The organism is Streptomyces decoyicus, from assembly GCF_019880305.1.
In the GTDB taxonomy this organism is placed as follows: Bacteria; Actinomycetota; Actinomycetes; order Streptomycetales; family Streptomycetaceae; genus Streptomyces; species Streptomyces decoyicus.
Window position 1 is genome coordinate 7195861 of the sequence record NZ_CP082301.1, and the last position, 22284, is coordinate 7218144.

At 71.6% G+C, this 22284-nt stretch carries 19 protein-coding genes; 11 read left to right on the forward strand and 8 right to left on the reverse strand.

The genetic code is table 11. From position 1 onward, the window contains the following. Position 1: 1 nt before the first annotated feature. Positions 2 to 844, reverse strand: coding sequence for a nitroreductase/quinone reductase family protein (locus tag K7C20_RS31410; RefSeq protein ID WP_053209276.1), 843 nt, complete (start codon positions 842 to 844; stop codon positions 2 to 4). Positions 845 to 1563: 719 nt separating this feature from the next. Between K7C20_RS31410 and K7C20_RS31415 the strand changes: the two genes are divergently transcribed. Further along, positions 1564 to 2709, forward strand: coding sequence for a glycoside hydrolase family 88 protein (locus tag K7C20_RS31415; protein ID WP_053209303.1), 1146 nt, complete (start codon positions 1564 to 1566; stop codon positions 2707 to 2709). Here K7C20_RS31415 and K7C20_RS31420 read toward each other — a convergent pair. Beyond that, positions 2631 to 3194 (reverse strand): MDR/zinc-dependent alcohol dehydrogenase-like family protein, encoded by a 564-nt coding sequence (locus K7C20_RS31420; RefSeq protein WP_209443928.1) that lies wholly within the window; start codon positions 3192 to 3194, stop codon positions 2631 to 2633. The genes K7C20_RS31415 and K7C20_RS31420 overlap by 79 nt on opposite strands. A 36-nt stretch (positions 3195 to 3230) precedes the next feature. After that, a complete protein-coding gene (locus K7C20_RS31425; protein WP_030085627.1) occupies positions 3231 to 5348 on the reverse strand; it encodes an alpha-galactosidase in 2118 nt (705 codons plus the stop codon). Positions 5349 to 5535: 187 nt separating this feature from the next. Between K7C20_RS31425 and K7C20_RS31430 the strand changes: the two genes are divergently transcribed. Beyond that, entirely contained in the window at positions 5536 to 5919 is a 384-nt protein-coding gene (locus tag K7C20_RS31430; RefSeq protein ID WP_053209277.1) for a VOC family protein, read from the forward strand. A gap of 60 nt (positions 5920 to 5979) precedes the next feature. Here K7C20_RS31430 and K7C20_RS31435 read toward each other — a convergent pair whose 3' ends face one another. After that, positions 5980 to 6678, reverse strand: a complete 699-nt coding sequence (locus K7C20_RS31435) for a helix-turn-helix transcriptional regulator (protein WP_030085623.1) — start codon at positions 6676 to 6678, stop codon at positions 5980 to 5982. A gap of 176 nt (positions 6679 to 6854) precedes the next feature. Here K7C20_RS31435 and K7C20_RS31440 point away from each other — a divergent pair, with 176 nt between their 5' ends. The 3 genes from K7C20_RS31440 to K7C20_RS31450 all read left to right on the forward strand — a co-directional run bounded on the left by K7C20_RS31440 (position 6855) and on the right by K7C20_RS31450 (position 11169). Further along, a complete protein-coding gene (locus tag K7C20_RS31440) occupies positions 6855 to 7196 on the forward strand; it encodes a DUF1330 domain-containing protein (protein WP_030085621.1) in 342 nt (113 codons plus the stop codon). A 323-nt stretch (positions 7197 to 7519) separates the two neighbouring features. Further along, positions 7520 to 9601: a restriction endonuclease gene (locus K7C20_RS31445; RefSeq protein ID WP_107083401.1), complete on the forward strand. Its 2082-nt coding sequence runs from the start codon at positions 7520 to 7522 to the stop codon at positions 9599 to 9601. Positions 9602 to 10395: 794 nt separating this feature from the next. Further along, entirely contained in the window at positions 10396 to 11169 is a 774-nt protein-coding gene (locus K7C20_RS31450) for a hypothetical protein (RefSeq protein WP_030085615.1), read from the forward strand. A 158-nt stretch (positions 11170 to 11327) separates the two neighbouring features. Here K7C20_RS31450 and K7C20_RS31455 read toward each other — a convergent pair whose 3' ends face one another. The 3 genes from K7C20_RS31455 to K7C20_RS31465 form a co-directional block, all read right to left on the reverse strand. Next, positions 11328 to 12077 (reverse strand): MerR family transcriptional regulator, encoded by a 750-nt coding sequence (locus K7C20_RS31455; protein WP_222892694.1) that lies wholly within the window; start codon positions 12075 to 12077, stop codon positions 11328 to 11330. A 39-nt stretch (positions 12078 to 12116) separates the two neighbouring features. Continuing rightward, entirely contained in the window at positions 12117 to 13031 is a 915-nt protein-coding gene (locus K7C20_RS31460) for an alpha/beta fold hydrolase (RefSeq protein ID WP_030074431.1), read from the reverse strand. Between the two features lie 118 nt (positions 13032 to 13149). Next, entirely contained in the window at positions 13150 to 14100 is a 951-nt protein-coding gene (locus K7C20_RS31465; RefSeq protein WP_053209279.1) for an aminoglycoside phosphotransferase family protein, read from the reverse strand. A 178-nt stretch (positions 14101 to 14278) separates the two neighbouring features. Here K7C20_RS31465 and K7C20_RS31470 point away from each other — a divergent pair, with 178 nt between their 5' ends. The 5 genes from K7C20_RS31470 to K7C20_RS31490 all read left to right on the forward strand — a co-directional run bounded on the left by K7C20_RS31470 (position 14279) and on the right by K7C20_RS31490 (position 18520). Next, entirely contained in the window at positions 14279 to 15085 is an 807-nt protein-coding gene (locus K7C20_RS31470; RefSeq protein WP_245171185.1) for a CapA family protein, read from the forward strand. A gap of 106 nt (positions 15086 to 15191) precedes the next feature. After that, positions 15192 to 15338: a ferredoxin gene (locus K7C20_RS31475; protein WP_048829004.1), complete on the forward strand. Its 147-nt coding sequence runs from the start codon at positions 15192 to 15194 to the stop codon at positions 15336 to 15338. A gap of 130 nt (positions 15339 to 15468) precedes the next feature. Continuing rightward, positions 15469 to 17928, forward strand: coding sequence for an excinuclease ABC subunit UvrA (gene uvrA / locus K7C20_RS31480; protein ID WP_107083402.1), 2460 nt, complete (start codon positions 15469 to 15471; stop codon positions 17926 to 17928). Between the two features lie 82 nt (positions 17929 to 18010). Continuing rightward, positions 18011 to 18223, forward strand: a complete 213-nt coding sequence (locus K7C20_RS31485) for an EF-hand domain-containing protein (RefSeq protein WP_030078061.1) — start codon at positions 18011 to 18013, stop codon at positions 18221 to 18223. Between the two features lie 126 nt (positions 18224 to 18349). Beyond that, a complete protein-coding gene (locus K7C20_RS31490) occupies positions 18350 to 18520 on the forward strand; it encodes a hypothetical protein (protein WP_209443929.1) in 171 nt (56 codons plus the stop codon). Here K7C20_RS31490 and K7C20_RS31495 read toward each other — a convergent pair. Further along, on the reverse strand, positions 18485 to 20866 hold the full coding sequence (locus K7C20_RS31495; RefSeq protein ID WP_209443930.1) for a GH92 family glycosyl hydrolase: 2382 nt from the start codon (positions 20864 to 20866) through the stop codon (positions 18485 to 18487). The genes K7C20_RS31490 and K7C20_RS31495 overlap by 36 nt on opposite strands. A gap of 647 nt (positions 20867 to 21513) precedes the next feature. Between K7C20_RS31495 and K7C20_RS39095 the strand changes: the two genes are divergently transcribed. Continuing rightward, the gene (locus K7C20_RS39095; protein WP_078953209.1) at positions 21514 to 22023 is read left to right on the forward strand and encodes a lasso peptide biosynthesis B2 protein; all 510 of its coding nucleotides are present in this window, start codon (positions 21514 to 21516) and stop codon (positions 22021 to 22023) included. The last annotated feature ends 261 nt before the right edge of the window (positions 22024 to 22284 follow it).

Consider the following 22284-nt stretch of genomic DNA (forward strand, 5'->3'; position numbering starts at 1 on the left):
TTCAGCAGGCCGGACCGTCGAAGACCGGAATCAACTGCTCCTCCTCGTAGGCCAGATGCCTCTCCACCTCCTCCGTGAGGCGCTCGACCTCGGCGAGCACCGTCCGGGGGTCCGCGCCCTCGGCGGAGACGGCCTGTTGCAGTGCGTCGAGGAGGACTGCGAGTTTCTCGTGTTCCTGCTGCATCCGCTCCAGCGCCGGCGTGAGTTCGGGGTGATGCCGCCCGAGCATCGGAAACATTCCGGCGTCCTCACCGGTGTGGTGGTTGTGCAGCCCCTGGCAGAGGGCCAGGCAATTCACCCGGAGCTGGACGCCGAGACCGGGGCCCGATTCTGCTATTTCCTTGCGGATGAGGGCGAGTTCCCGCCGGAATCCGTCGTGCACGGCCTTGAGCGCGGCGCCCGGCGAGTCGGCCTTGATATTCGGCGGACCGGCGGGGATTTCCTCCAGGGCCACCACCGGAAGAATGCGCTCCGTTTTTGCCTGGTATTCCGACCACCCGGGATCGGTCTCGGCCGCGCGGGCGAAAGCACGGTCGCGTTCGGCGCCCTCCAGGACAATCGCCTGCGCCTCGTAGGTGAAGACACCGGCCTCGACCGTGACCCGGGGGTGGGCGACCAGATTGTGGAACCAGGCCGGGTGCTTCGGTGCGCCCCCGGCCGAGGCGATGACCAGGACGCGCCCGCCGCCGTCGGGAAGGTAGCCGAGCGGGGTGGTGTGCGGGGCGCCCGAGCGTGCGCCGACGGTGGTCAGCAGAAGCAGGCGGCCGCCCTCGAAGGGGCCGCCGACGCATCCGCCGTTGGCACGGAACTCCTCGATGATCTGTCGGTTGAAATCGATCGGCATATTCGGTGTTTTCTCCAGGATGGGTGAAGGCAGCGGGGCCCACGGATGTACGCGGGCATGGCGGCAAAGCCCGGTCGACGAGCGAAGAACCGCTCGGTGGGCAGGGCGCATTGACCGCGGTCGACAGGAACGCGACCGTGGTGCGGGGAGAGGGAAGCGAAAGGGCGCGCGCGGGCGGAAGATTCCCGCAAGCGCGGTGCGCGTGCAGGCGAAATCGCTCAGCAGGCGAAATGCGCGGAACGCGCAAACAGTGGAGGAGAGGAGGGGCGGGCCTCTGTTCGCCCGCCTCGCGGTCACGTGGTGACCGGGAAACTCACTCGCTCATGGCACATGGCCGACCCGGTAGTCACGGCGTCAAAGGTAATGCCATAAAGGCATCGAGGCAACGCCGGACGGATATTTCGTCCGCTCTGCTTCCGGGCCGACTGCCGGAAACCACGGTCCGGACGGGCGGATCCCCCGCTCGGGACGAGCCGCTCCGGTGCGTTGCCGGTCGCGAGCCGTACGGGTCGCCCGAACCCCCCTTCCGCATCCGGGAGTTGGCTGCCACCATGTCCTCGCTGCGCATCACATGAAAGAACGTTGTTCGCATACATGAATACCGTATGTGAAGGACCGGACGCGAATGCCCGGACGCGAGTGACCCGGTGTCCGTAACAAGCGGGGCCTGACGGCAGTGAGCCCGCATGCCTGAACTTCCGTTGCTGAGGGGTGTGTTCATGGAACGTCGGCAATTCCTCGCCACCGGTGCCGCGCTGACGGCCGGCGCCGCACTGTCCGCCCGCCCGGCCGCCGCCGCGCCGGGCCGCCGCCCCGCCGACCGGCTGCCGGCCCGCGCCGAGACCGTCGCCGTACTGCGCCGGGTCGCCGACCACTGGATCGGCGCGCACGCCGACCCCGGTGACAACCAGTGGGCCCGTGCCACCTTCTTCAGCGGCCTGCTGGCCCTGCACCGCCTCACCCGTGAGCCCCGCTACCTCGCCTACGCGCGCGGCTGGGCGGAGCGCCATGCGTACGGGCTGCACAACGGTGTCACCACCCGTCATGCCGACGACCACTGCGCGGGTCAGGCCTACCTCGATCTCCATGCGCTGGACACCGCACCGGATCCGGCCAAGATCGCCGCCATTGAGGACTCCCTGCGCCGTATGGTCGACACCTCGGCCGAGCGGCACGACGACTGGTGGTGGGACGACGCGCTGCACATGGCGATGCCGCCGTTCGCCCGGCTCGGCGCGCTGCGCGCGGACCCCGCCTACTGGGACGCGATGCACGCGCTCTACACCCACACCAAGAGCGCCGAGGGCGGCCCCGGCCTCCACGACCCCGGCAGCGGCCTGTGGTACCGCGACAAGCGGTTCCTGCCCGGCGGCATCTCGTCCCCCAACGGCAGACCCGTCCTGTGGTCCCGCGGCAACGGCTGGGTGGCCGCCGCCCACGCCAAGGTGCTCGCCGTCCTGCCCGACACCTTCGCCCCGGTCCGCGCCTACCGCGCCACCCTGGTCAGGGAACTGGCCGCGCTCCGGGCCGTCCAGCGGTCCGACGGGTTCTGGAATGTGAACCTCGCCGATCCCGGGCATCTGCCCGGTCCGGAGACCAGCGGCACCGCCTTCTTCACCTACGGGACGGCGTATGCGCAGCGCGCCGGGCTCGTCCCGCGCGACCGCTATCGCCCGGTCGTGGCACGGGCGTGGAACGCGATGGTGGACACCGCCGTGCACCCCGACGGCTTCCTCGGCCATGTGCAGAACGTCGGCGACCGGCCGGAGTCCAGTCAGCCGGTCACCTACGACTCCACCGCCGACTTCGGTGTCGGCGCCTTTCTGCTGGCGGGCACGGAGGTGGTGGCGCTGGGTGACGGCTGACCCGCCGCCCGGCGGGCCGTCCCCGCCGGGCCCGGCCCACGGGCCGCGGCGGCTGCCCCCGTCGAGGTCAGATTCGGGTGAGCGGCCCGTTCGGGACGATCTGAAGCTTGCGACCGGAGCCCTGCTGGAAGGTGGCCAGCGCCGTGGCGTACGCGCGCATCGGCACCGAGCTTGCGGGCCACGGCCAGCCGGTCCTCGTTCAGATCGACGACGGAGACGGAGGCGGCACCGGCCCGTTGGGCGACCTGGAGGTAGAGCGGGCGCATGGTGCCCGCGCCATAGATCAGGAAGTGGTCGCCGAGCTTGGGGGCGACGAGGTCGAAGCCGCGCACGATGGTCGACAGCGGCTCTATCAGCGGGGCATGGGCGAGCGTGACGGTCTCCGGCAGCCGGTAGCAGTTGCGCGCCGGCACCTTGACGTACTCGGCGCAGGCACCATCGACGGTGATGCCGATGGTGCCCCACGTGAACTTCACGGAAGTCATGTGATTTTTGCGCCTCGGCGGGGCCGCGCGCCTCTCTCACCTCCTCTCCCTCCGTACGGCCTCCAGCAACACCAGCCGCTCCGGGAACAGCGTCGGCGCCTGGACCCCCACCTCGGACAGCACCCGCCCCGGAAGCGTCACGCCCTTCTCCCACCAGGGCAGCGCCGAGGTGAACGGCCCCTCCGGGCGGTCACCCGGCGCCAGCGGCGACAGGTGGTGATCGGCGTCCGGATCCAGCCCCGGCAGTCGCACCCGTCCGGCCGGCGACTGCACGCTCGTCGCCCGCTGCACCAGCGCGAACACCGCCCGCCCGCCGTCCCCGGCCACCACGCCATGCACCCACAGCGCCGGATCGGGATGGTCGCCGTGCACCACCGTCCCGCTGTGCAGCAGCGGCCGCAGTGCCCGGTACAGCGCCACCCACTCGGCCAGCCGGGCCCGTTCCGCCGCGTCGGCCGTCGTCAGATCCCACTCGATCCCGAAGTGGCAGAACAGCGCGGTCCCCGCCCGGAAATCCAGCGTGTGCAGGCGTCCCGTCGTATGCGCGACCGGCGCTCCCACGTGCGCGCCGAGCAGCTCCGGCGGCAGCAGCAGGCCCGTCCAGCGCTGGATCCGCTGCCGCTCCAGCGCATCGATGCAGTCACTGGTCCACACCCGGTCGGTGCGCTCCAGCACCCCCAGATCCACCCGGGCGCCGCCGGACGCGCAGGACTCGATCTCCAACTGCGGGTGCCGCGCCCGCAGTTCGTCCATCAGGCGGTAGGCGGCCGTCGACTGGAGGTGCGCGGCCGCGTCCACGAGGTCGCGGTTGTGGTCCCACTTGAGGTAGTCGATGCGGTGCTCGCACAGCAAGGTGTCCAGCCGCTGGAGGAGGTACGCATACGCCTCGGGACGCGTAAGGTCGAGGACTTGCTGATGGCGCGAGGGCGGCGGCAGCCGCGACGGGGAGGCGGCCAGGATCCAGTCCGGGTGCGCACGGGCCAGATCGGAGTCCGGGTTGATCATCTCCGGCTCGACCCACAGCCCGAACTGGAGCCCCAGCCCGTGCACGGTGTCGATCAGCGGATGCAGCCCGTCCGGCCAGACCTCGGCGTCCACATACCAGTCACCGAGCCCGGCACGGTCGTCCCGCCGCCCCCGGAACCACCCGTCGTCCAGCACGAACCGCTCCGCTCCGACCTCGGCCGCCGCGTGCGCCAGCCGGGTCAGTCCGGCCAGGTCCTGGTCGAAGTAGATGGCCTCCCAAGTGTTGACGGTGACCGGCCGCGGGGAGGCGGGGTGTCCGTCACGGGCCCGCAGCTCGCGGTGGAAGCGGCCGGCCAGTTCGTCCAGGCCGTGGCGTCCGTAGGAGCCGTAGATCCAGGGGGAGCGGTAAGTGTCGCCGGGGGCCAGCCGGATCTCGCCGGGCAGCAGCAGTTCGCCGCCGGCGAGGACGGCCTGCCCGGCCGGGGTGCGCTCGGCGAGCGAGCGGTGGTTGCCGCTCCACGCCACATGCAGCCCCCACACCTCGCCGGACCGGAAGCCGAAGCCCGCCTCCCCGGCGGTCTGAAGCAGCGTCGCATCGCTGCCGGTGCGTCCGCGCCGGCTCTCCCGCAGATGGGTGCCGAGGGTGAACGCATGCCGCTGGGGGCTGCGTTCCCGTAGATGGCGGCCGGTGAGATCGAGAAGCTCGGTGGCCTGCGCGGGCACCGGCAGGGCGGGGGTCAGCTCGGTGAGGTGGTAGGGGTCGTCGCCGGTGTTGGTGACGGCGGCGCGCAGCCGCACCAGCCCCGCATCGGTCAGCCCGGTCTCCAGCGTCAGTGCCAGACCGCCGTCCGCGTCCGCAGCCTCGACGATCAGCCGGCGGCTGTCCTCCCGTACGGACCTGGTGCGCACCGTGAACGCGGGTGGGGCGGCCGAGCTTTCCCGGTGCCCGCTGAGTCCCGGGGTGCCGGGCCAGCCCGCGGACTGCTGCGGCAGCACGCTCAACGGCACCGGCACATCCAGCGCATTGGAGACGGTCTGCGCGACATCGGCGGCGCGCAGCCCGGCCAGACGGCCGGGCGCGAGCGCGCCGAGGTCGGCGCCCCAGTGCACGATGCGCGGCAGACCGGAACCGGACAGATCCAGCACCAGGCTGGTGCCGGCGGCCCGGAAGTGCAGGAGGTCGTCCATGGCGGGATCCCTTCGTGACGGGCGTGACGTGCGTGACGTGCGTGAGGGGCTCTCTGCGGATCGTGCCCGGAGACGCCATGCTTCGCGCCGGCCGGTGGAGTTGGCGGAAACACCGACAGGGGGTTGTCGCCGCCGCCCTCGAAGGTAGGACGAGCCGGGACCCCCCTGGCGCGACGAGAGGGATGACATGCCTGGATTCAATGGCATCGGCTGGTTCGAGATCGGCACCGACGACCCGGCGGCCGCGGAGCGGTTCTACGGTGACGTGTTCGGCTGGACGGTCTCGCACGACGACACGAAGAGCACGGACCCGGCGTACCAGATCTTCACGACGGGTGACGCGCAGGGACTGCACGGTGGGCTCTTCGCGACAAAGGGAAAGACGCCCAATTACGCGGTCTTCACCCTGCTCGTCGAGGACGTCGAGGCTGCGTGCCGACGGGCCGAGGCCGCGGGCGGAAAGGTTCTGCGCGCGCCGGCGTCCAACCCGGCCGGGGTGACCTTCGCGCACCTGCTCGACCCGGCCGGCAACCACTTCGCGGTGTTCAAGCCGCCTTTCGCGCAACCCTGAGCCCTGGTGCCGCCGGCCGGCGCCCCTCGGCGGGCCGTTCCGGTCGGCCGGGGGGCGCCGTCAGCTCAAGGTGAGTTGACGGACGATCCCGTACGGGATGTCGAGGTCCTCGCCGCGCAGTGAGCGTGGCGGGGGCACCTCGGCAGTGATCGTGACCGAGGCGATCCGGTCGGTGCGGAAGGCGCGCAGGGCGTCGCGCAGCCGGCACCAGGCCACCAGATACCAGTGGGTCGCCGTGCCGACGTAGCCGAGTGGTTCGATCTCGCGCATCGTGGCGGCCCCCTCGCGGTCGCCGTAACCGATGCGCAGGACACGGGGGCTGGACAGCGCGTCGGCCACCAAACGGGGCACCGACGGCATGGTGCCCGCGTCGCCGAGCAGGTGGATGCGCCCGGCCAGGGCGCGGGCCGCGGCGGCATCGTCGCCCTGCATCGCCGCGACCAGCTTGCGCAGCGCCGAGCCCGCGGGCCCCCGGAACGGCGTGCCCTCCAGCTGCCGTAGCGCCACCGCCATCGCGACGGCCTCGCCCGGCGTCAGGTTGACCGGCGGCAGCGTGCGCGCCTTGTCGAGGCAGTAGCCGCCCGTGCGGCCGGGCTCGGCATAGATCGGCACTCCTGACTGCTGGAGCGCGTTGATGTCCCGTTCGACCGTGCGCACGCTCACCTCGAAATGACCGGCCAGCCAGCGCGCGCTTCGCGGGCGAGGCGCGACGGCGCGCAGTTCCTCGACCAGGGCATAGAGACGATCCGTACGGTTCACCCGCACAAACCTACAAGCCGGGTATGACAAGAGACGGCCGGCGACCGCCCGTTGGGTCACCTGGTCGCCGCCGCCCCGCCCCGGTGCCGCCTTACTCCAGGGGTAATCGACCCGTGCCGCGACGGCTGGAAACGTGGACGCCGACGCACCAGCCGCCCGTCCGGAGAGGCATTCCCATGACCGCATACGCCATCGCTCACCTCCGCCCCGCCGCCCCGCACCCGGAGGTCTTCGCGTACATCGAGAAGATCCAGCCGACCCTGGACCCGTTCGGCGGCCACTTCCTCGTGCACGGCTCCGAGGTGGAGGTCAGAGAAGGCACCTGGCCCGGATTCGTTGTCGTCATTGCCTTCCCCGACCTGGCGCGGGCCCGCGACTGGTATGACTCGCCCGCCTACAAGGAGATCCTCCCGCTGCGCACCCGGCACATCGACGCCGACGTGGTCCTGGTGCCGGGGGTTCCCGACGGCTACGACCCGGCCGTGACGGCGGCGAAGCTGCGGGCGGCGGCCGGCTGATGCCCGGGGCGGGTCGGCAGCGGTGGCCGGCTGACGCCAGGCGCGCGGGCGCGCAGCCGTGGCCGGAGGATGTGCGAGGCTGCCGGTCCCCGGTCCGTATCCGTGGCCGGATGACGTGCACGACAGGTCCGCAGTGGTGGCCGCACAACGCCAGGAACCCTTGCGGAACGGACGCCGGCGCGCACCGAACGAAGGGGGCGGAATCTTCGCCCCCGACCGTGACCGGCCTCTTGCTCCCCCGCTAAAGTCTCACCAACAGCGCAGGTGAAGCCGCTTCCACAGGGTTTGGGGGGCAGCCGCCCCGGGGGAGGACACACAGCGATATGAGCCGCCGTTCCCATGGATTAATGGCCGTCTGGGCCGAGGCGCAGCGTCAGCAGCAGCGCCAGCAGGAAGCCCAGCGCCGCGCGCGAGCACAACAGCAGCGCGACCAGGAACGGCAGGCACGGGACGCCGAACGCGCCATGGCGCGGATGCACCGCGAGCGGCAGGCGGCCTACCGGCAGCAACGCGAGGCGGACGCCCGCCGCCGCACCGAGGAACTGGACGCCCGCGTCGCCGCACTGACCGGTCTCCTCGCCGACGGCTGCCGCGCCCCCGCGTTCTCCGCCGCCGCGCTGCTGCGCTCCGAGCAGATCGAGCAGTTCGCGCCCGGCGCCCTCGCCACCCCGGTACCGATGCCCGACCCGGCCCGCTATGAGGCGCCGACGGGCGGCTGGCACCTCGGCGCCCGCCGCGACCGTGCCCAGGAAGAGGCCCGCGCACGCTACGAACAGGACTGGTACACCGCGCAGGCGGCGGAGAGCCGACGGCAGGCCCAACTCGGCGCCTACCGGCAGCAGTACGACCAGTGGGCCGCGGGCACCCTGGCCGGGATCCGGCAGCACAACTCCGGTATCGAGGAGTTGCTCTCCGGCCTGCGCGGCGGCGACGCGGACGCGGCCGTCGAGTACTTCTCCGCCGCGCTGTACTCCTCCACGGCCTGGCCGGAGGGCTTCCCCCGGCAGATCGCGGCCGCCTACGACCCCATGGCCCGCCAACTCGTCCTGGACTGGGAACTCCCGGGCTACGACATCGTCCCGGAGACCAAGTCCGTCCGCTACATGCCCACCGCCGACCAGGAGAAGGAGACCGCCCGGCCGGCCGCGCAGCGCCGGGCGCTCTACCGCGAAGTGCTGGCCCAGAGCGTGCTGCTGGTGCTGCGTGATCTCTTCGCCGCCGATGCCTTCGGCACGCTGGATTCGGTGGCGCTGAACGGATTCGTGGACGACGTGGACCCCGTGACCGGCCGCCCGGCCCAGGTGTACCTCGCCACCGTCATGGCGCCCCGCAGCGCCTTCGACACCTTCCATCTCGAACAGGTCAGCGCGGTGGAGTGTCTGACCGACGGGCTGCGCGGACAGCTCGCCGCCCGCCCCGACCAGCGGACCGCCGTACGCCCGGGGCGCCTTCCGGCCGATGTCGGCGGCGGGGTCGTCTCGCACGGTACGGACAGCGAGCCGGACCTGTACGAGATGGATCCGATCGCCTTCGAGAATCTGATCGCCGAGCTGTTCCGTGCCATGGGCATGCAGGCCGTGACCACCCAGCGCTCCGGCGACGGCGGGGTCGATGTCGACGCTCTCGACCCCGACCCGATCCGCGGCGGCAAGATCATTGTGCAGGTCAAGCGCTACCGCAACACCGTCCCGCCGACCGCCGTCCGCGACCTCTACGGCACGGTCCAGGCGGAAGGCGCCAACAAGGGGGTGCTGGTGACCACCTCCCGGTTCGGCCCCGGCGCCCACACCTTCGCCAACGGCAAGCCGCTCAGCCTCATCGCCGGCCCCGAACTCGTCGATCTGCTCGGCCGCTACGGGCTGCGCGGACGGCTCGGCCCGGACGACGCCCCGTCCGCCCCCGCCACCACCGAGGAAGCGCCGGACCACAACATCCTCGGTATGAACTGGTCCGGCGAGGTCGCCCTCGATGTCTGTGCCCTGGTGTGCAAGGGGACCAGCGTGCTCAGCGACGATCACTTCGTCTTCTACAACAACCCGCGCAACCCCGACGGTTCGGTCCGGATGCTGCCCGGCTTCGCGCCCGACCGGGCCGCGATGCAGGTGCGGTTCGAGGCGCTGCCGCCGGACGCCGACCGGCTGATCCTCGTCGCGGCGATCGACCCCCAGGTCAACCCCGACGCCGATCTCTCCGGTTTCACCGATGCCCGCATCCGGCTGCTGGACGCGTCGGGGGAGGAGCTGGGTCAGCTGGAGGTCTCGGACGGGCGGCGGGGCGAGACCGCGCTGGTGCTCGGCTCGTTCCGTCAACGCGCGGGCGGCGACTGGGACTTCGTGATCGGCGGCAAGGGCTTCCCCGACGGCCTGGAGGCGCTGGTGCAGGAGTACGGCATCGAGGTCGCCTGAGGGGCGGGGACCAGGCCGGGGGCGAGGCCGGGGGCCGGGGCCGGGGCCACGGCCACCCACACCCCAGACCGGATCATGGGCACCCGCGCCACTCCCCGTAACCCTGGCCGCTTGAGGTATCGGCTACTCAATTCCAGGGCCCGGTGTCCTGGCGGCTGCGCCCACGATCCGGTCTGCGCCCGGGGCCGTTCGCGACGCATGCGCTGGGGGAGCGGACTGAGGGGCGTCGGGCACCGTGCGCTCCCTCCTCCCGGTGACGGGCCCGGCTCAGCCAGGTACAAGTAAACGCTCAATTCCCGGAATCCATCCAGGTCGGGAGCGGTGGGCAGATCCGCGGCGCCACCACCCGCGGTCCGGAATTCGCCGGGCGAATACTCTCCCGCGCACGGCGCCCACGTTGCGCCCATGGAAGCCGCCGCGCGCTTTCCCTCGTGTACGGCGGCCGTCCATGACCGCCGGCACGGGGAGCGTCATGCCGACGGCGGAAACCGTTGACCTGCCTACGCTGGGCCGCGCCACCACGGCGATGGGAATCGAGCCCGCCCTCACGACAGCGGGCGGGCTAAGAGGAGACAAAGAGGGGATGGGAAAAGATGTCATGGAATCGCCGCGACATACTGAAGGCAGCCGGTAAGGCCGGCGCAGGCGCCCTGGCGGTTTCCGCACTGGGCGGCATGGAGCGAACCGCCGCTGCGGCTCCGGTAGGGAATGTGCCGTCCAATCCGAGGATATCGGAATGGGCGCACGCGAAATCCAGCAGTCATGAGGCCGGTTGGACCGATCAGTTCCAGGGCATGTGCACGGACGGCGCGTACTGGTACATCGTGTCCAACGCCGAGGACAACCAGCGCCTCCACAAGCTGTCCCTGGACTTCCGGACCACGTATGCGAGCCTGTCCGCGCCTTCCGGCAGCGGTCACATAGGGGCGCCCACATACGACCCCCAGCGGCGCCAGATCTACGTTCCGGTCGAGGGCGACGAACCGGAACTGATCTGGAAGGTGACCACCGGCCTGAGCACGGCAGGGATGGTTCCGATTTCCGGACGCACACCGGGCTCCCACGCACCCCAGCGGTGGAAATTCCCGTGGATGGCGTTCAATCCCCGTGACGGGCTGGTCTACAGCTCAGTCTTCGGAAATCCGGAGCACACGGACATCGACAAGGAAGTCGACCGCATCTGGGGGTACGACCGGGACACCGGAATCCTCAAGAAGGAGATCCCGCTTCCGAGCAAGGTGTACGCCATCCAGGGCGGCACATTCGGCAACGGCGGGAGAAATCTCTATCTGGCTTCCGACTACGAAGAGGCGGCCAACGACAGAAAGCACGTCTATGCCTACGACTTCTCCTCCGCAACGGACGGCGTACCGGTCAGAACCTGGGGAAAGGTCGCCGTTCCGGATGCGGACGACGAAGTCGAGTGCGTGGTCTTCGCCCATCTGAGTTGGCACGGCGCCCGTGACACCCACATCAGCATCGGCCTCCTGGACGACACCGTCTGGTCGGGAGCGACCGACAACGTCTACTTCCGGCACCTCGCCGTACCGTCACCGATCTTGATCTGAAGCGAGCATGCCGGGGCGGCGAAGAGGGCAGCATGACGCGCACCGGGACTCCATGGGGCCCTTGGGCGACGAGTGACCTGCCGCCCCTCTCGGGCTCGATTGTCACTCCGCGGGGCCGGGAGGCCAAGGGCCCAGTTCCGGCAATGCGCCGGCGGATCTTATGGAGGAGGGGCGTTGTCGTGCCCGGCGGGTCGGCGCTGCTTGGCGCGGTGGGCGAGTGCATCGACGATGCGTTGCCATGCCGGTGAGGCCTCGGAGATCCGGGAAGAGACCAGCTTCAGGTGCCCGGCCCGGTTGTTGTCTCGTTCGTGTTGGATCTCCCATGCGTCCAGGTCGTCGATGAGCCGGTCCAGGCGGGGATCGTGCGGATCCCAGTCGACTGATTGATCACAGGCGAGATACAGGCGCATCGTCTCGGGGTCGTCGAGGCCGGCGTTCTTCTCCCGTATCCGCTGCGGCATGACGTGCGGGTCCAGTGCCTGCATCAGGATCCACGCGTCGCGCTCGAGTCGTACCCTCCGTTCGCTGACCCCGAGACTGCGCATCCGGTTCAGGATGGCGACCACGTCGGGGGGCAGGACAAGACTTTCGCCGCCGGCCAGGTCGGTGATCCTGCGGCGGTATTCGGTGAGCTGGTCGATCTTGCGCTGCAATGCGGCGTCGATGCCGGTGACGGCCGCGGCGAATTCGGCCGGCTGTGCATGCAGCAGCGCGTCGATACGGGCCAGTGGCACCCCGGCATCGGCGAGGGTCCTGATCCGGATGAGATCCACCGCCGCTTGCGCGCTGTAGCGGCGGTAGCCGGAGGCATCGCGCTCGGGCTCGGGCAACAGGCCGACGTGGTGGTAATGGCGGACGGTGCGCACGGTCACGCCGGCGGTTGCCGCGAGCTGCCCGATCGTGAGCACCGTCCTCCTCAGTCTTCGTACGACGTGGTCGTGGCGAGTCTAGGCGCGGGCCGCCCGGTCGACGACGTCGCGGATCGCCTGGACCACGGCATCGGGGCGGTCGAAGCAGAGACGGTGGTGGGCGGTGTCGCAGAGGATGCGCTGCTCCCCGTGCGAAACCGCGCTCACCAGCGCCGCGTCCAGTCTCGTCCGGCCGTCCTTCATCTCCTGCAACGTCCGCTCCGACGCCAGCGCCTGCCGGCCGGGGTCGGTGCCCACTACGGAGAGAGCAACCACCGGGACGTCGGGAAGGCCCGGCCCATCGCGCAGTTCGGCGGCGAGTGCGGCAAGCTTGGTGCGTTCGGCGATACCGACGTCGGTCCATTCGTCACTGACCTTGGCCTCGACCAGCGCCTGCCGCACATGCTCCGGATAGCCCGCGAGCAACTCGGCGCTCATCTCGCGCAGGGCCGGTCGCATCTTCTCCAGCTGCTCCCGGTCAGGTGCCATCTGCTCGACCGCGGCCAGAGCAGCCGCGGGCGGCATGAAGTCGTCCCAGTCGCGGTGGAAGGCGTCCAACCAGACCAGCCCGGCCACGTCCTGCGGGTAGAGCTGCGCGAACCGATGCGCGTAGAAGCCGCCGAGGGAGTGCGGCACCAGAACGTAAGGGGCGGCGATGTCCTGGGCGCGCAGCAGCTCACGCAGTTCCGTGGCGACCGCGGCGGCAGTGCGCGGCAGCGGGAGAGGATCGCTGTAGCCCGTGCCGCCGCGGTCGTACACCACGGCGGTGGTGAACTGCGAAACGCCCTGCTGGACGCCGAAATAGTCCAGGCCCACCGCGCTTGCGCCCGGCAGGAACACCACGGCCGGCCCGCCGCTGCCCGACCGGTGCACGAAAACGCGACGGCCCTCGATCTCCTGGAACCCTCCGACCGGCGGCGCGAGCCGGGCCGAGGAAGTGCTGTGCTTCGTCATGCGACAAGGCTCCAACCCTGACGCAGGGGCAGGGTCAAGCTTGTCCGCCGCCACACCCGGCGTGCGGCGGCGCCGAGCGACGACGGCGGTGAGGTCAAGCGATGCCCCGCGGCGCCCCTCAGAGATCAGCCCCGGCCGCCCCCGCCAGCAACTGGACCTCCGCCAACTCCTCTGCCCCACCCGCCTCATCATCGTGATCGGCGCTCCACAGGGCGCTCTCCACGCCGCGCGCCACCGACCAGGCGAGCAACCGGTCGGGGTCCTCGCCCAGCGCGTCGGCCACCCGCGCGTAGCGCTCACGGAGCGCACGCCGTGGGTCCGGCTGCGCGAAAGGGGCGTCGAGCTGGGTCAGCAACGGCCAGGGGTCGTACGCCGGGTCGCCGACCATCGGCTTGGGGTCGATGGCCAGCCACGGCCTGCGCTCCGCCGCCAGCACATTGCCCGGGTTGAAGTCGCCGTGCACCACCGCCTCGCGGGTGGCCGTCGTCGGCAGGGTGCGCAGCAGACCGGCGCCGAGCGCCACCAGGCCCGGGTCGTAGCCCGGCCGCAGCCGCAGCATCCGCTCCTGGAGGACGTCGGCCCACTCGGCGCACACCCTGTCCATCCGCTCCAGCTCGCCGTCGGGTGGTGCGGGCGCGGCCCACAGCTCGCGCAGCAGGCCCGCGGCGAGGTCGAGCCGCTCGGCGGGCGGGAGCGGGGCGGCCCCGAGGGGGGTTCCGGGGCGGCACCGTTCGATCAGGAGCGCGCCCCGCTCACGGGACCGGCGCAGCAGCTGTACGGCGCCGTTGCCGTCCCAGGCGCGCAGTGCCGGGGCCTCGCCGTCGGCCTCGCGGTGCGGCCAGGTCACCTTGAGTACGGCCGGCCCGCCGCCGGGGTACTCGGCCGGTGCCACCCAGGAGCAGCTGCCGCCGTGGAACGGGGCACCGAGCCGTAGTTCCCAGCGCTCCTCGATCTCCCGGACGATCCCGGGCAGCCGGTCCAGCCAGGCCCGTCCGGAGGCGGTGCGCGCCATCTGCCGGACCACGGGCAGCCCGGCGGGGAAACGGTCGGGGTCACGGGGGTGCGCCATCCGGGCAGCCTAAGGGCTGCCCCGGTGCTGTCCCGTAGCCCCTGGCCCTGGTCGCCCGCCAGGGGCCACGGGAACGCCCTCAGCGGCGGCCACGGCAGTCGAGGGTCCGTATGGGGGAGAGCGGAAGACACCGGCGGATGGGGCATTTCCGGCCCTCGCCGTGCTGATATCTGTCGCCGTGCTGATATCTGTCGGACATGAGCGTGTACACACGGTATGGAGCAGTCGCCCTGCTCACCGCGCTGGCCGTGGGCTGCACCGGCCGCACCCGGTCCCGCGGCCGGCCTCGCGGCCCACCTCGGGGCCCGGGTCGCACGCCCACGCGGTTGCCCCCGTCGACACGGACGCCGGAGGGCGGCCGTTCACCCTGGTCGCCTCCGGGGAGATCATCGCCTCACCGCCCGACGTCCTCGCCACGGCCCAGGATGACGCACCGCACGACGTCTACGACTACCGGCCGATGCTCAAGGGCGTGCGGCCGGTCATCTCCTCCGCCGACCTGGCGCTGTGTCATCTGGGGGCGCCGTTCGGACCGGTGAACGGGCCGTTCACCGACTACCCCGTCCTCCAGGCGCCTCCGCAGCTCGCCACCGCCGCTTCGACGACCGACGGCCGGCCCGACATCGACCTGATCGTCGGCACCGGTGCGCACACCCCGCAGCCGTACGAGAAGGTCAACGGCACCTGGGTCGTCTACGGCCTCGGCGACCAGATCTCCGGGGCCATGAAGAAGCCGCGCGGCAACTGGGGCAGCATCGCCCGCTTCCGGTTCGCGCCGCCGGACGGGGCCGGTGCGCGGTGGCGGGTCACCAGGGCCGAGTACCTCCCGCAGCCGGCCGAGCAGAAGCCGCGGGTGCGGATGCGCACTCTCGCCAGGAACGGCGGCCACGGCCGGATCCGCAAGAAGATCAGCAAGGCGGTCCTGAGCCGGGGCGCCGCGGCCGACGGGCTGACCCTCGGGAGGGGCGCCGGGAGCCCGGACTGATCCGCGGCGCCGTCGAGGAGTTGCTGCGCTTCCACAGCACCATCCGCAACGGGCCGCGGCGGGTTGCCACCGCCGATATCGAGAACGACGGACACCTCATCCGTGCGTGCTGATCGCGCCCGAGGCCTTCGACAAGCGCGACGAGGACGGCGTGGTCGTCCTGCTCGATGCCGAACGGTCCGCCGGGCAGCACGAAGCGGTGCGCGAGGCGGCCGTCATCTGCCCGGCCGCCGTGATCGAGGTAGACGCATGACCGTCCTGGGAGGACTGTGCCCGGTCGGGGAGGACTGTGCCCGGCGCGGAGGACAGCACCGCTCGCGGAGGACCGTGCCGCTCGGGGAGGACTGTGCCCGGTCGGGAGGACCGTGCCCGATCATGGAGGGATGGCCGACTCGTATGTACGGGTGCGCGGCGCCCGTGAGCACAACCTCCGCAGCATCGATGTGGACATCCCGAGGGACGCGCTGGTCGTGTTCACCGGGGTGTCCGGATCGGGCAAGTCCTCCCTCGCCTTCGGCACCCTCTACGCCGAGGCGCAGCGCCGCTACTTCGAGTCGGTGGCCCCCTACGCCCGACGGCTGATCCACCAGGTGGGCGCGCCCAAGGTCGAGGACATCACCGGGCTGCCGCCCGCCGTCGCCCTGGAACAGCGGCGCTCCGCGCCCACCTCCCGCTCCTCGGTCGGCACCGTCACCACCCTCTCCAACACCCTGCGCATGCTCTTCTCCCGCGCCGGCGACTACCCGGAGGGCGTAGCGGAACGGCTCGATTCCGACGCGTTCTCACCCAATACCGCGGCCGGGGCCTGCCCGGAATGTCACGGCCTGGGGACCGTTCACCGCGTCACCGAGGAATCACTGGTCCCCGACCCCTCGCTGTCCCTCCGCGAGGGTGCCGTCGCCGCCTGGCCGGGCGCCTGGCAGGGCAAGAACCTCCGCGACATCCTCGCCGCCCTCGGGTACGACATCGACCGGCCCTGGGGCGAGCTCCCGCAGGCCGACCGGGACTGGATCCTGTTCACGGACGAACAGCCGGTCGTCACCGTGCACCCGGTCCGCGACGTGGGCCGGATCCAACGCCCCTACAAGGGCCAGTACATGAGCGCCAAACGCTATGTGCTGCACACCTTCGCCGACTCCAAGAGCGAGACGCTGCGGGGGCGCGTCCAGGGGTTCATGGTCGCCGAGCCCTGCCCGGTGTGCCACGGACGGCGGCTGCGCCCGGAGGCGCTGGCCGTCACCTTCGAGGGCCATGACATCGCCACCCTCGCGGGCCGCCCGCTGAGCGCCCTCGCACAGCTGCTGCGGCCCACCGCCGGGCGGACGGACGACGAGGTGGCGCCGGTGCTGGCCCGCGACCTGGTGGCCCGTATCGATGTCCTCACCGAACTCGGCCTGGGCTATCTGAGCATGGACCGGCCCTCGCCCACCCTGTCCGCCGGCGAACTCCAGCGGCTGCGGCTCGCCACCCAGCTGCGCTCCGGCCTCTTCGGCGTCGTCTACGTCCTGGACGAGCCGTCCGCCGGTCTCCACCCCGCCGACACGGAGTCCCTGCTCACGGTGCTGGGCCGGCTCAAGGAAGCGGGCAACTCGCTGTTCGTCGTCGAGCACGACATGGACGTGGTGCGCCGCGCCGACTGGATCGTGGACGTCGGCCCGCAGGCCGGGGAACACGGCGGACAGGTGCTGCACAGCGGCCCCGTCGCCGCGCTCGCGGACGCCGCCGACTCCGCCACCCGCCGGTTCCTCTTCGACACCGCACCGCCCGCCGAGCGCACGGTGCGCAGCCCCTCGGGCACACTCACCCTCCGCGGGGCCACCCTGCACAATCTGCGCGGCCTGGACGCGACCTTCCCGCTCGGCGTCTTCACCGCCGTCACCGGCGTCTCGGGATCGGGCAAATCGACCCTGGTCACCCGCGTTCTCGCGGACGCCGTACGGGACCACCTCGGCGCGGGCGAGGAGCAGGACGCCGCCGACGGGGACGGCACCGGCACCGGACCGATGGCACGGGCGCAACTCACCGGCGCCGAGGGCCTGGAGGCGGTCGACCGGCTGGTACGCGTCGACCAGAAGCCGATCGGCCGGACCCCGCGCTCCAACCTCGCCACCTACACCGGGCTGTTCGACGCGGTACGCAAGGTCTTCGCCGCCACCGACGAGGCCCGCGCCCGCGGCTACACGGCGGGGCGGTTCTCCTTCAACGTCGCCGCCGGCCGCTGCGAGACCTGCCAGGGCGAGGGCTTCGTGGCCGTGGAACTCCTCTTCCTGCCCGGTACGTACGCCCCCTGCACCGCCTGCCACGGCGCCCGCTACAACCCCGAGACCCTCCAGATCACCTACCGGGGCCGGACCGTCGCCGAGGTGCTGGCGATGACCGTCGACGACGCCGCCGAGTTCCTCGCCGATGTCCCCGCGGCCGCCCGCAGTCTGCGCACCCTCCATGACGTGGGCCTGGGCTATCTGCGGCTCGGCCAGCCCGCGACCGAACTGTCCGGGGGCGAGGCACAGCGCATCAAGCTCGCCACCGAACTCCAGCGGACCCGCCGCGGCCACACCCTCTACCTCCTCGACGAGCCCACCACCGGACTGCACCCCGCCGACACCGAGGTGCTGCTGCGCCAGCTGCACGGCCTGGTCGACGCCGGCCACACCGTCGTGGTCGTCGAGCACGACATGGGGGTGGTCGCCGGCGCCGACCACGTCATCGACCTCGGCCCCGGCGGCGGTGCGGACGGCGGCCGGATCGTGGCGGCGGGCACCCCGGCCGAGGTCGCGGCGGCACCGGACAGCCGTACCGCGCCCTACCTGGCCCGGCGGAGGGCGCGGCCGGACGGCTCTTGACGGTCCGCTAATGTACGCAGGTCAGATCACCAGGCAACAGCACCGCGCAGCACTGCGCAGCACCACGAAGGGGGCACCTCTCATGGCAGACATAGAGAAGGCCAGGGCGGCGTTCGACCGGTTCGACGCGGACGGCGACGGCCAGGTCACGCCGGAGGAGTTCAAGCACGCGATGGCCGAGATGGGCGACCCGTACGTCACCGGCCCGGTCGCCGAGGCGGTCATCAAGGCCAAGGACACCGACAGCGACGGCCGGATGTCCTTCGACGAGTTCTGGGCCGCCCTCCAGGACTGACGTCCGCCCCTGGCCCTTCCTCACGCGCCCTTCGCCTCCCGTTCGCCCGCGGCCGCGCGCAACGCCGCCAGCCCGCGGGCGACCGGGGGCTGCCGCTCACTGCCGCGGCGCACGGCTGCGGCCGCCATGAACCGCAGCGCCGTGCCCCTCGCCCCCGCGAGCCGGCAGCTGTTCCTGGCCGCCGGGGGGACCGTGCTGGGCAGGTCGCTCACCGGCTCACGGGGGCGGGTCGGCGCCGCGCTGCTCTCCGCCGTGGTGGTGTCAGGGCCGGCGACCCGGCTGCTGCTGCGTGGATGAGGTGCCCACCGGCGGCGGCGCGGCATGGTCGCCGGTGCCCCAGGCCGACGGCTCCGGGCCCACGGTGAAGGCCAGTTCACGGCCCGAGCGCAGGTCATCGGTGGTGAGGTACGTCCGGTCGTGGGGGACGCCGTCCAGACGTACCGCCTGGACATAGCGGTGGGCGGCCGACGTACCGGGCGCGCTGAGGGTGAAGTGCCCGGCCGGGTAGTAGCGCCGGTCCAGCGTCAGGTCCACCCGGTCGAAGACCGGGGTGCTCAGCCCCCAGCTGTCGGTGCCCGGCTGTACCGGGAACACGCCGATCGAGGAAAGCACCATCCACGCCGACATCGTCCCCAGATCGTCGTTCCCGGTCATACCGGTGGGGGCGTCGGTGAACAGGGTCAGTGCCGCATGCACCACATCCGTCGTCTTCCAGGGGCGCCCGGTGGAGAGATAGGTGTACGGCGCGATGAGATCGGGCTCGTTCTGCGGGTTGTACTTGTCCGCGTTGTAGTAGTCGTACGGACCGTTGACCCACACCTCGCGGGCCGTCTTCTCCGGGTCCTTCAGCAGCTTCTGGTAGGCGAAGAAGGAATCCAGACGCTCATCGGCCTTGTCCTTGCCGCCGATCAGCTTCAGCATCCCCGGCAGGTCCTGCGGAACCAGCCACTGGTACTGCCAGGACGTGCCCTCGTGAAAGCCCTCGCTCTTGGCCGGGTCGGCGGGGCCGGTGAAGGCGCCCTTCTCGTCGCGGGCCCGGAAGAAGCCGGTTGAACTGTCGAAGATCTTGCGGTAGTTCCGGGCGCGGGCCGCATACCGGTCGGCGTCCTCGCCGTGCCCGAGATCGCGTGCCATCTGCGCCAGCATCGCGTCGGAGAGGGCGTATTCGAGGGTGGCCGAGGCGCCGTGGTCGAAGTCGGAGTCGCCGGGCTTGGTGTGCGGGCGGCCCTTGAGGTACGGGGCGAAGCCGTCCTTCAGATACTGCGCGTTGGCCTCCCGCCCGACGGCCGGCGACTCGGCCGGCGGGACTCCGTCGGCGTTCTTCTTCAGCGCCGCGTACGCCTCCTCCTCATGGCCGCGCAACAGCCCCTGCTGATAGGCGTTGGTGAGGAACGGGGTGACCGGATCGCCGGTCATGATGTTCGTTTCGACCGTGCCGTAGCCCCACTTGGGCAGCCAGCCGCTCTCCTTGTCGATCCGCAGTACCGACAGCGCCATATCGCGGGACTCGTGCGGCGCCAGCAGCGCCAGCAGCTGGGCCTGGGTGCGGTAGGTATCCCACAACGACCAGTTCTGGTAGTACGTGAAGCCCCTGGCGCGATGGGTCTTCTGGTCCCAGCCGGTGTAGCGGCCGTCCACGTCGCTGCCGATGTTCGGTGCGAGGAAGGACCGGTAGAGGGAGGAGTAGAAGGTGCGGCGCAGGGTCGTGTCGCCGCCCTGGGCCTTCACCAGGCCCAGCCGCCGCTCCCACGCGGCGTCGGCCGCGGCCTTCGTACGGTCGAAGGAACCGCCGCCCTCGGCCCGCAGATTGCGGGCCGCGCCCGCCGCGTCCACATAGCTGAGCGCGGTGGTCGCCTCGACGGTCCGGTCCTTGCGGGTGTCGAAACGGGCATAGGCTCCGTGCCGGCCGGTGGCGGTGGAGTCCTTGGAGCCGGCCGTCACCTTGTCGCCGTCCCAGGTGCCGTACGACGTGAACGGCCGGTCGAAGCGGGTGAGGGCGTAGACGGTGTACGGCTTGGTGTCCTGGCAGAAGCCGCGGCCGGTGAGGGCGGTCCGGATGGTGCGGGAGTCGAGCACCTCGACCCGCGTGGAGACGTTCTTGTGCAGCGACTGGCCCGTGTTGAGCAGCACATTGGCCTTGTCGGTGGCCGGGAAGGTGTAGCGCTGTCTGCCGGTGCGGGCGGTGGCGGTCAGCTCGGCGGTGATGCCGCCGTAGGACTTCAGGCCGACGCGGTAGTAGCCCGGCCGGGCCGACTCGTCGTCGTGGCGGTAGGCGGCCGCGTACTTCGCATAGTCGGTCTCGGTGATGTCGCCCGTGGTGGGCAGCACCGGCAGATCGCCGCCGAGCCCGCAGCCGACGCCGGAGATGTGCACCGAACTGAAGCCGCGGATGTGGTCGTCGTCGTAGCCGTACCCGGTGGTGTGGCCGGTGTCGGGGGAGAGCTGCACCATGCCGAACGGCACGGCCGCGCCCGGATAGGTGTTGCCGTCGTTCTGGCTGCCGATGAACGGGTTGACCAGGTCGGTGAGGGGGCCGCCGGACGGCTCGGCCTGCGCGGCGGGGGCCGCGAGCGCGCCCCCGATGAGCGCGGCCGCCAGTACCGCGCCCGCGGCGCGCAGCCGGGTACGACTGAGCCATGCCATGGATCCGGACCTCCGGGATCGGGTCGCCGAGCGGCCCTCCGGAGCATGCGGAAGCCGCACACGACCCAGAGGCCGACAACGTTGTCAGGGCGCGCTCATTCTTGGCGCCGGTCAGGTGCACGTCAAGAGGTGGCGCGGCGGTAACTCCGGCCTGCCCGGCCCCCGTCGCGAGGTGGGAAGGGTACTCGCGGGTGGGGGGAGGGCCGGGACGTGCCGGGTGGGGAGGGCGCACGAACGGGCGGAGCGCCGAGTGCTCCCCGCGCTCCGTCACGACGTGCCGCACGGCATCGAGGCGGGGCGGACGCATCCGAGACCAGCGCGCGGGGCGCCGCCGTCAGCCGTGCCCCGTCCGGCTTGAGCACCATGCGGTCGTAGGTCGCCGGCCCGCTCAACTCGCCCTGCACATCGCTGGTCTGGGTATAGACGGCGCCGTTGCCGCCCTGGCAGGCCGGCGTGCGCAAGGAGCCGACCCGGCCGGACAGCCGTCCGTGTACGCGGCCTGGTCCACATCCGCATAGGTGTGCGGCCCGCACCCGCATAGGTGTGCCGCCCGCCCGGCCGGCCGGAAGCCCTGGTCGAGGGTGGCCACCGAGAAGGCCGAGTTGCCGTTGAGGACCGTACGGGGGCGTGGTCGTGGTCGCACAGACATGGTGAAGGGCGGTCGGGGCGGCCCCGGGGGGTGTTCCAGGAGGTGGCCCCGGAGCTTGCCGGGCGCGGTCCACGCGGCGCCGCGGGAGTTGCTGCACGGCTGCACGGCTGCACGGCTGCACGGCATCACGGCAGCACGGCTGCACGGCAGAGCACGGCGGCACGGCTGTGCAGCACAGCAACGGGTGTCCTCGTCAGCCATGCCGGCTCAGCAACTCGCCCGGCCACACCGGCGCGTGCACCTCGGCGTAGCCGGTTTCACGGAACATCTCCGGGCTACGGCAACCGCGTTCCCACGGTCCGGGGGCCCCAACTGCCTGCAACGGTCCCTGGCCACCACGCTGTTGTGCCGGGCCAGAGGCACCCGGCCCTCATGGATCGTCGGCGTGCGCACCCCGCCCTTCGCCGCCCACGCCTGGGTCGGAGTCGGCGGGCGGCCCGTAGGAGAGCCGGTGGAGAGCTCGACGTACCGCGCCATTCTGGCCGTGCGGCCGATGTCCCGACGGTGACGAGGACGACGCGGCCCGGGACCCGAGACCCGGGATCCGGGCCCCGGGCCCCGGGCCCCGGGCCCCGGGCAGTCAGGTGTCGGGGGCCGGGTGAGCGGTACGGCGCCTGGGCAGCGGTACGGAACGTCGTCGTACCTCCGGGCCACTGCGCGTGCGACAGGGGAGAGGCGCGTCACATCCGCCCCTGCCGCCTCCGTTCATGTCACATCCCGCTCAGCTGTCCCGTCCAAGGGGGTGACCAGCAACTACGACACAGGAGTG

Excerpts from the sequence above, each read along its gene's own strand:
- K7C20_RS31420 (WP_209443928.1), bottom strand. The coding sequence starts at position 3,194 with ATGACTTCCGTGAAGTTCACGTGGGGCACCATCGGCATCACCGTCGAT.
- uvrA (WP_107083402.1), top strand. The coding sequence starts at position 15,469 with ATGGCCGACTCGTATGTACGGGTGCGCGGCGCCCGTGAGCACAACCTC.
- K7C20_RS31450 (WP_030085615.1), top strand. The coding sequence starts at position 10,396 with ATGTGCACGGACGGCGCGTACTGGTACATCGTGTCCAACGCCGAGGAC.
- K7C20_RS31425 (WP_030085627.1), bottom strand. The coding sequence starts at position 5,348 with ATGGACGACCTCCTGCACTTCCGGGCCGCCGGCACCAGCCTGGTGCTG.
- K7C20_RS31485 (WP_030078061.1), top strand. The coding sequence starts at position 18,011 with ATGGCAGACATAGAGAAGGCCAGGGCGGCGTTCGACCGGTTCGACGCG.
- K7C20_RS31465 (WP_053209279.1), bottom strand. The coding sequence starts at position 14,100 with ATGGCGCACCCCCGTGACCCCGACCGTTTCCCCGCCGGGCTGCCCGTG.
- K7C20_RS31490 (WP_209443929.1), top strand. The coding sequence starts at position 18,350 with ATGAACCGCAGCGCCGTGCCCCTCGCCCCCGCGAGCCGGCAGCTGTTC.
- K7C20_RS31445 (WP_107083401.1), top strand. The coding sequence starts at position 7,520 with ATGAGCCGCCGTTCCCATGGATTAATGGCCGTCTGGGCCGAGGCGCAG.
- K7C20_RS31440 (WP_030085621.1), top strand. The coding sequence starts at position 6,855 with ATGACCGCATACGCCATCGCTCACCTCCGCCCCGCCGCCCCGCACCCG.
- K7C20_RS39095 (WP_078953209.1), top strand. The coding sequence starts at position 21,514 with ATGGTGAAGGGCGGTCGGGGCGGCCCCGGGGGGTGTTCCAGGAGGTGG.
- K7C20_RS31495 (WP_209443930.1), bottom strand. The coding sequence starts at position 20,866 with ATGGCATGGCTCAGTCGTACCCGGCTGCGCGCCGCGGGCGCGGTACTG.
- K7C20_RS31460 (WP_030074431.1), bottom strand. The coding sequence starts at position 13,031 with ATGACGAAGCACAGCACTTCCTCGGCCCGGCTCGCGCCGCCGGTCGGA.
- K7C20_RS31410 (WP_053209276.1), bottom strand. The coding sequence starts at position 844 with ATGCCGATCGATTTCAACCGACAGATCATCGAGGAGTTCCGTGCCAAC.
- K7C20_RS31430 (WP_053209277.1), top strand. The coding sequence starts at position 5,536 with ATGCCTGGATTCAATGGCATCGGCTGGTTCGAGATCGGCACCGACGAC.
- K7C20_RS31415 (WP_053209303.1), top strand. The coding sequence starts at position 1,564 with ATGGAACGTCGGCAATTCCTCGCCACCGGTGCCGCGCTGACGGCCGGC.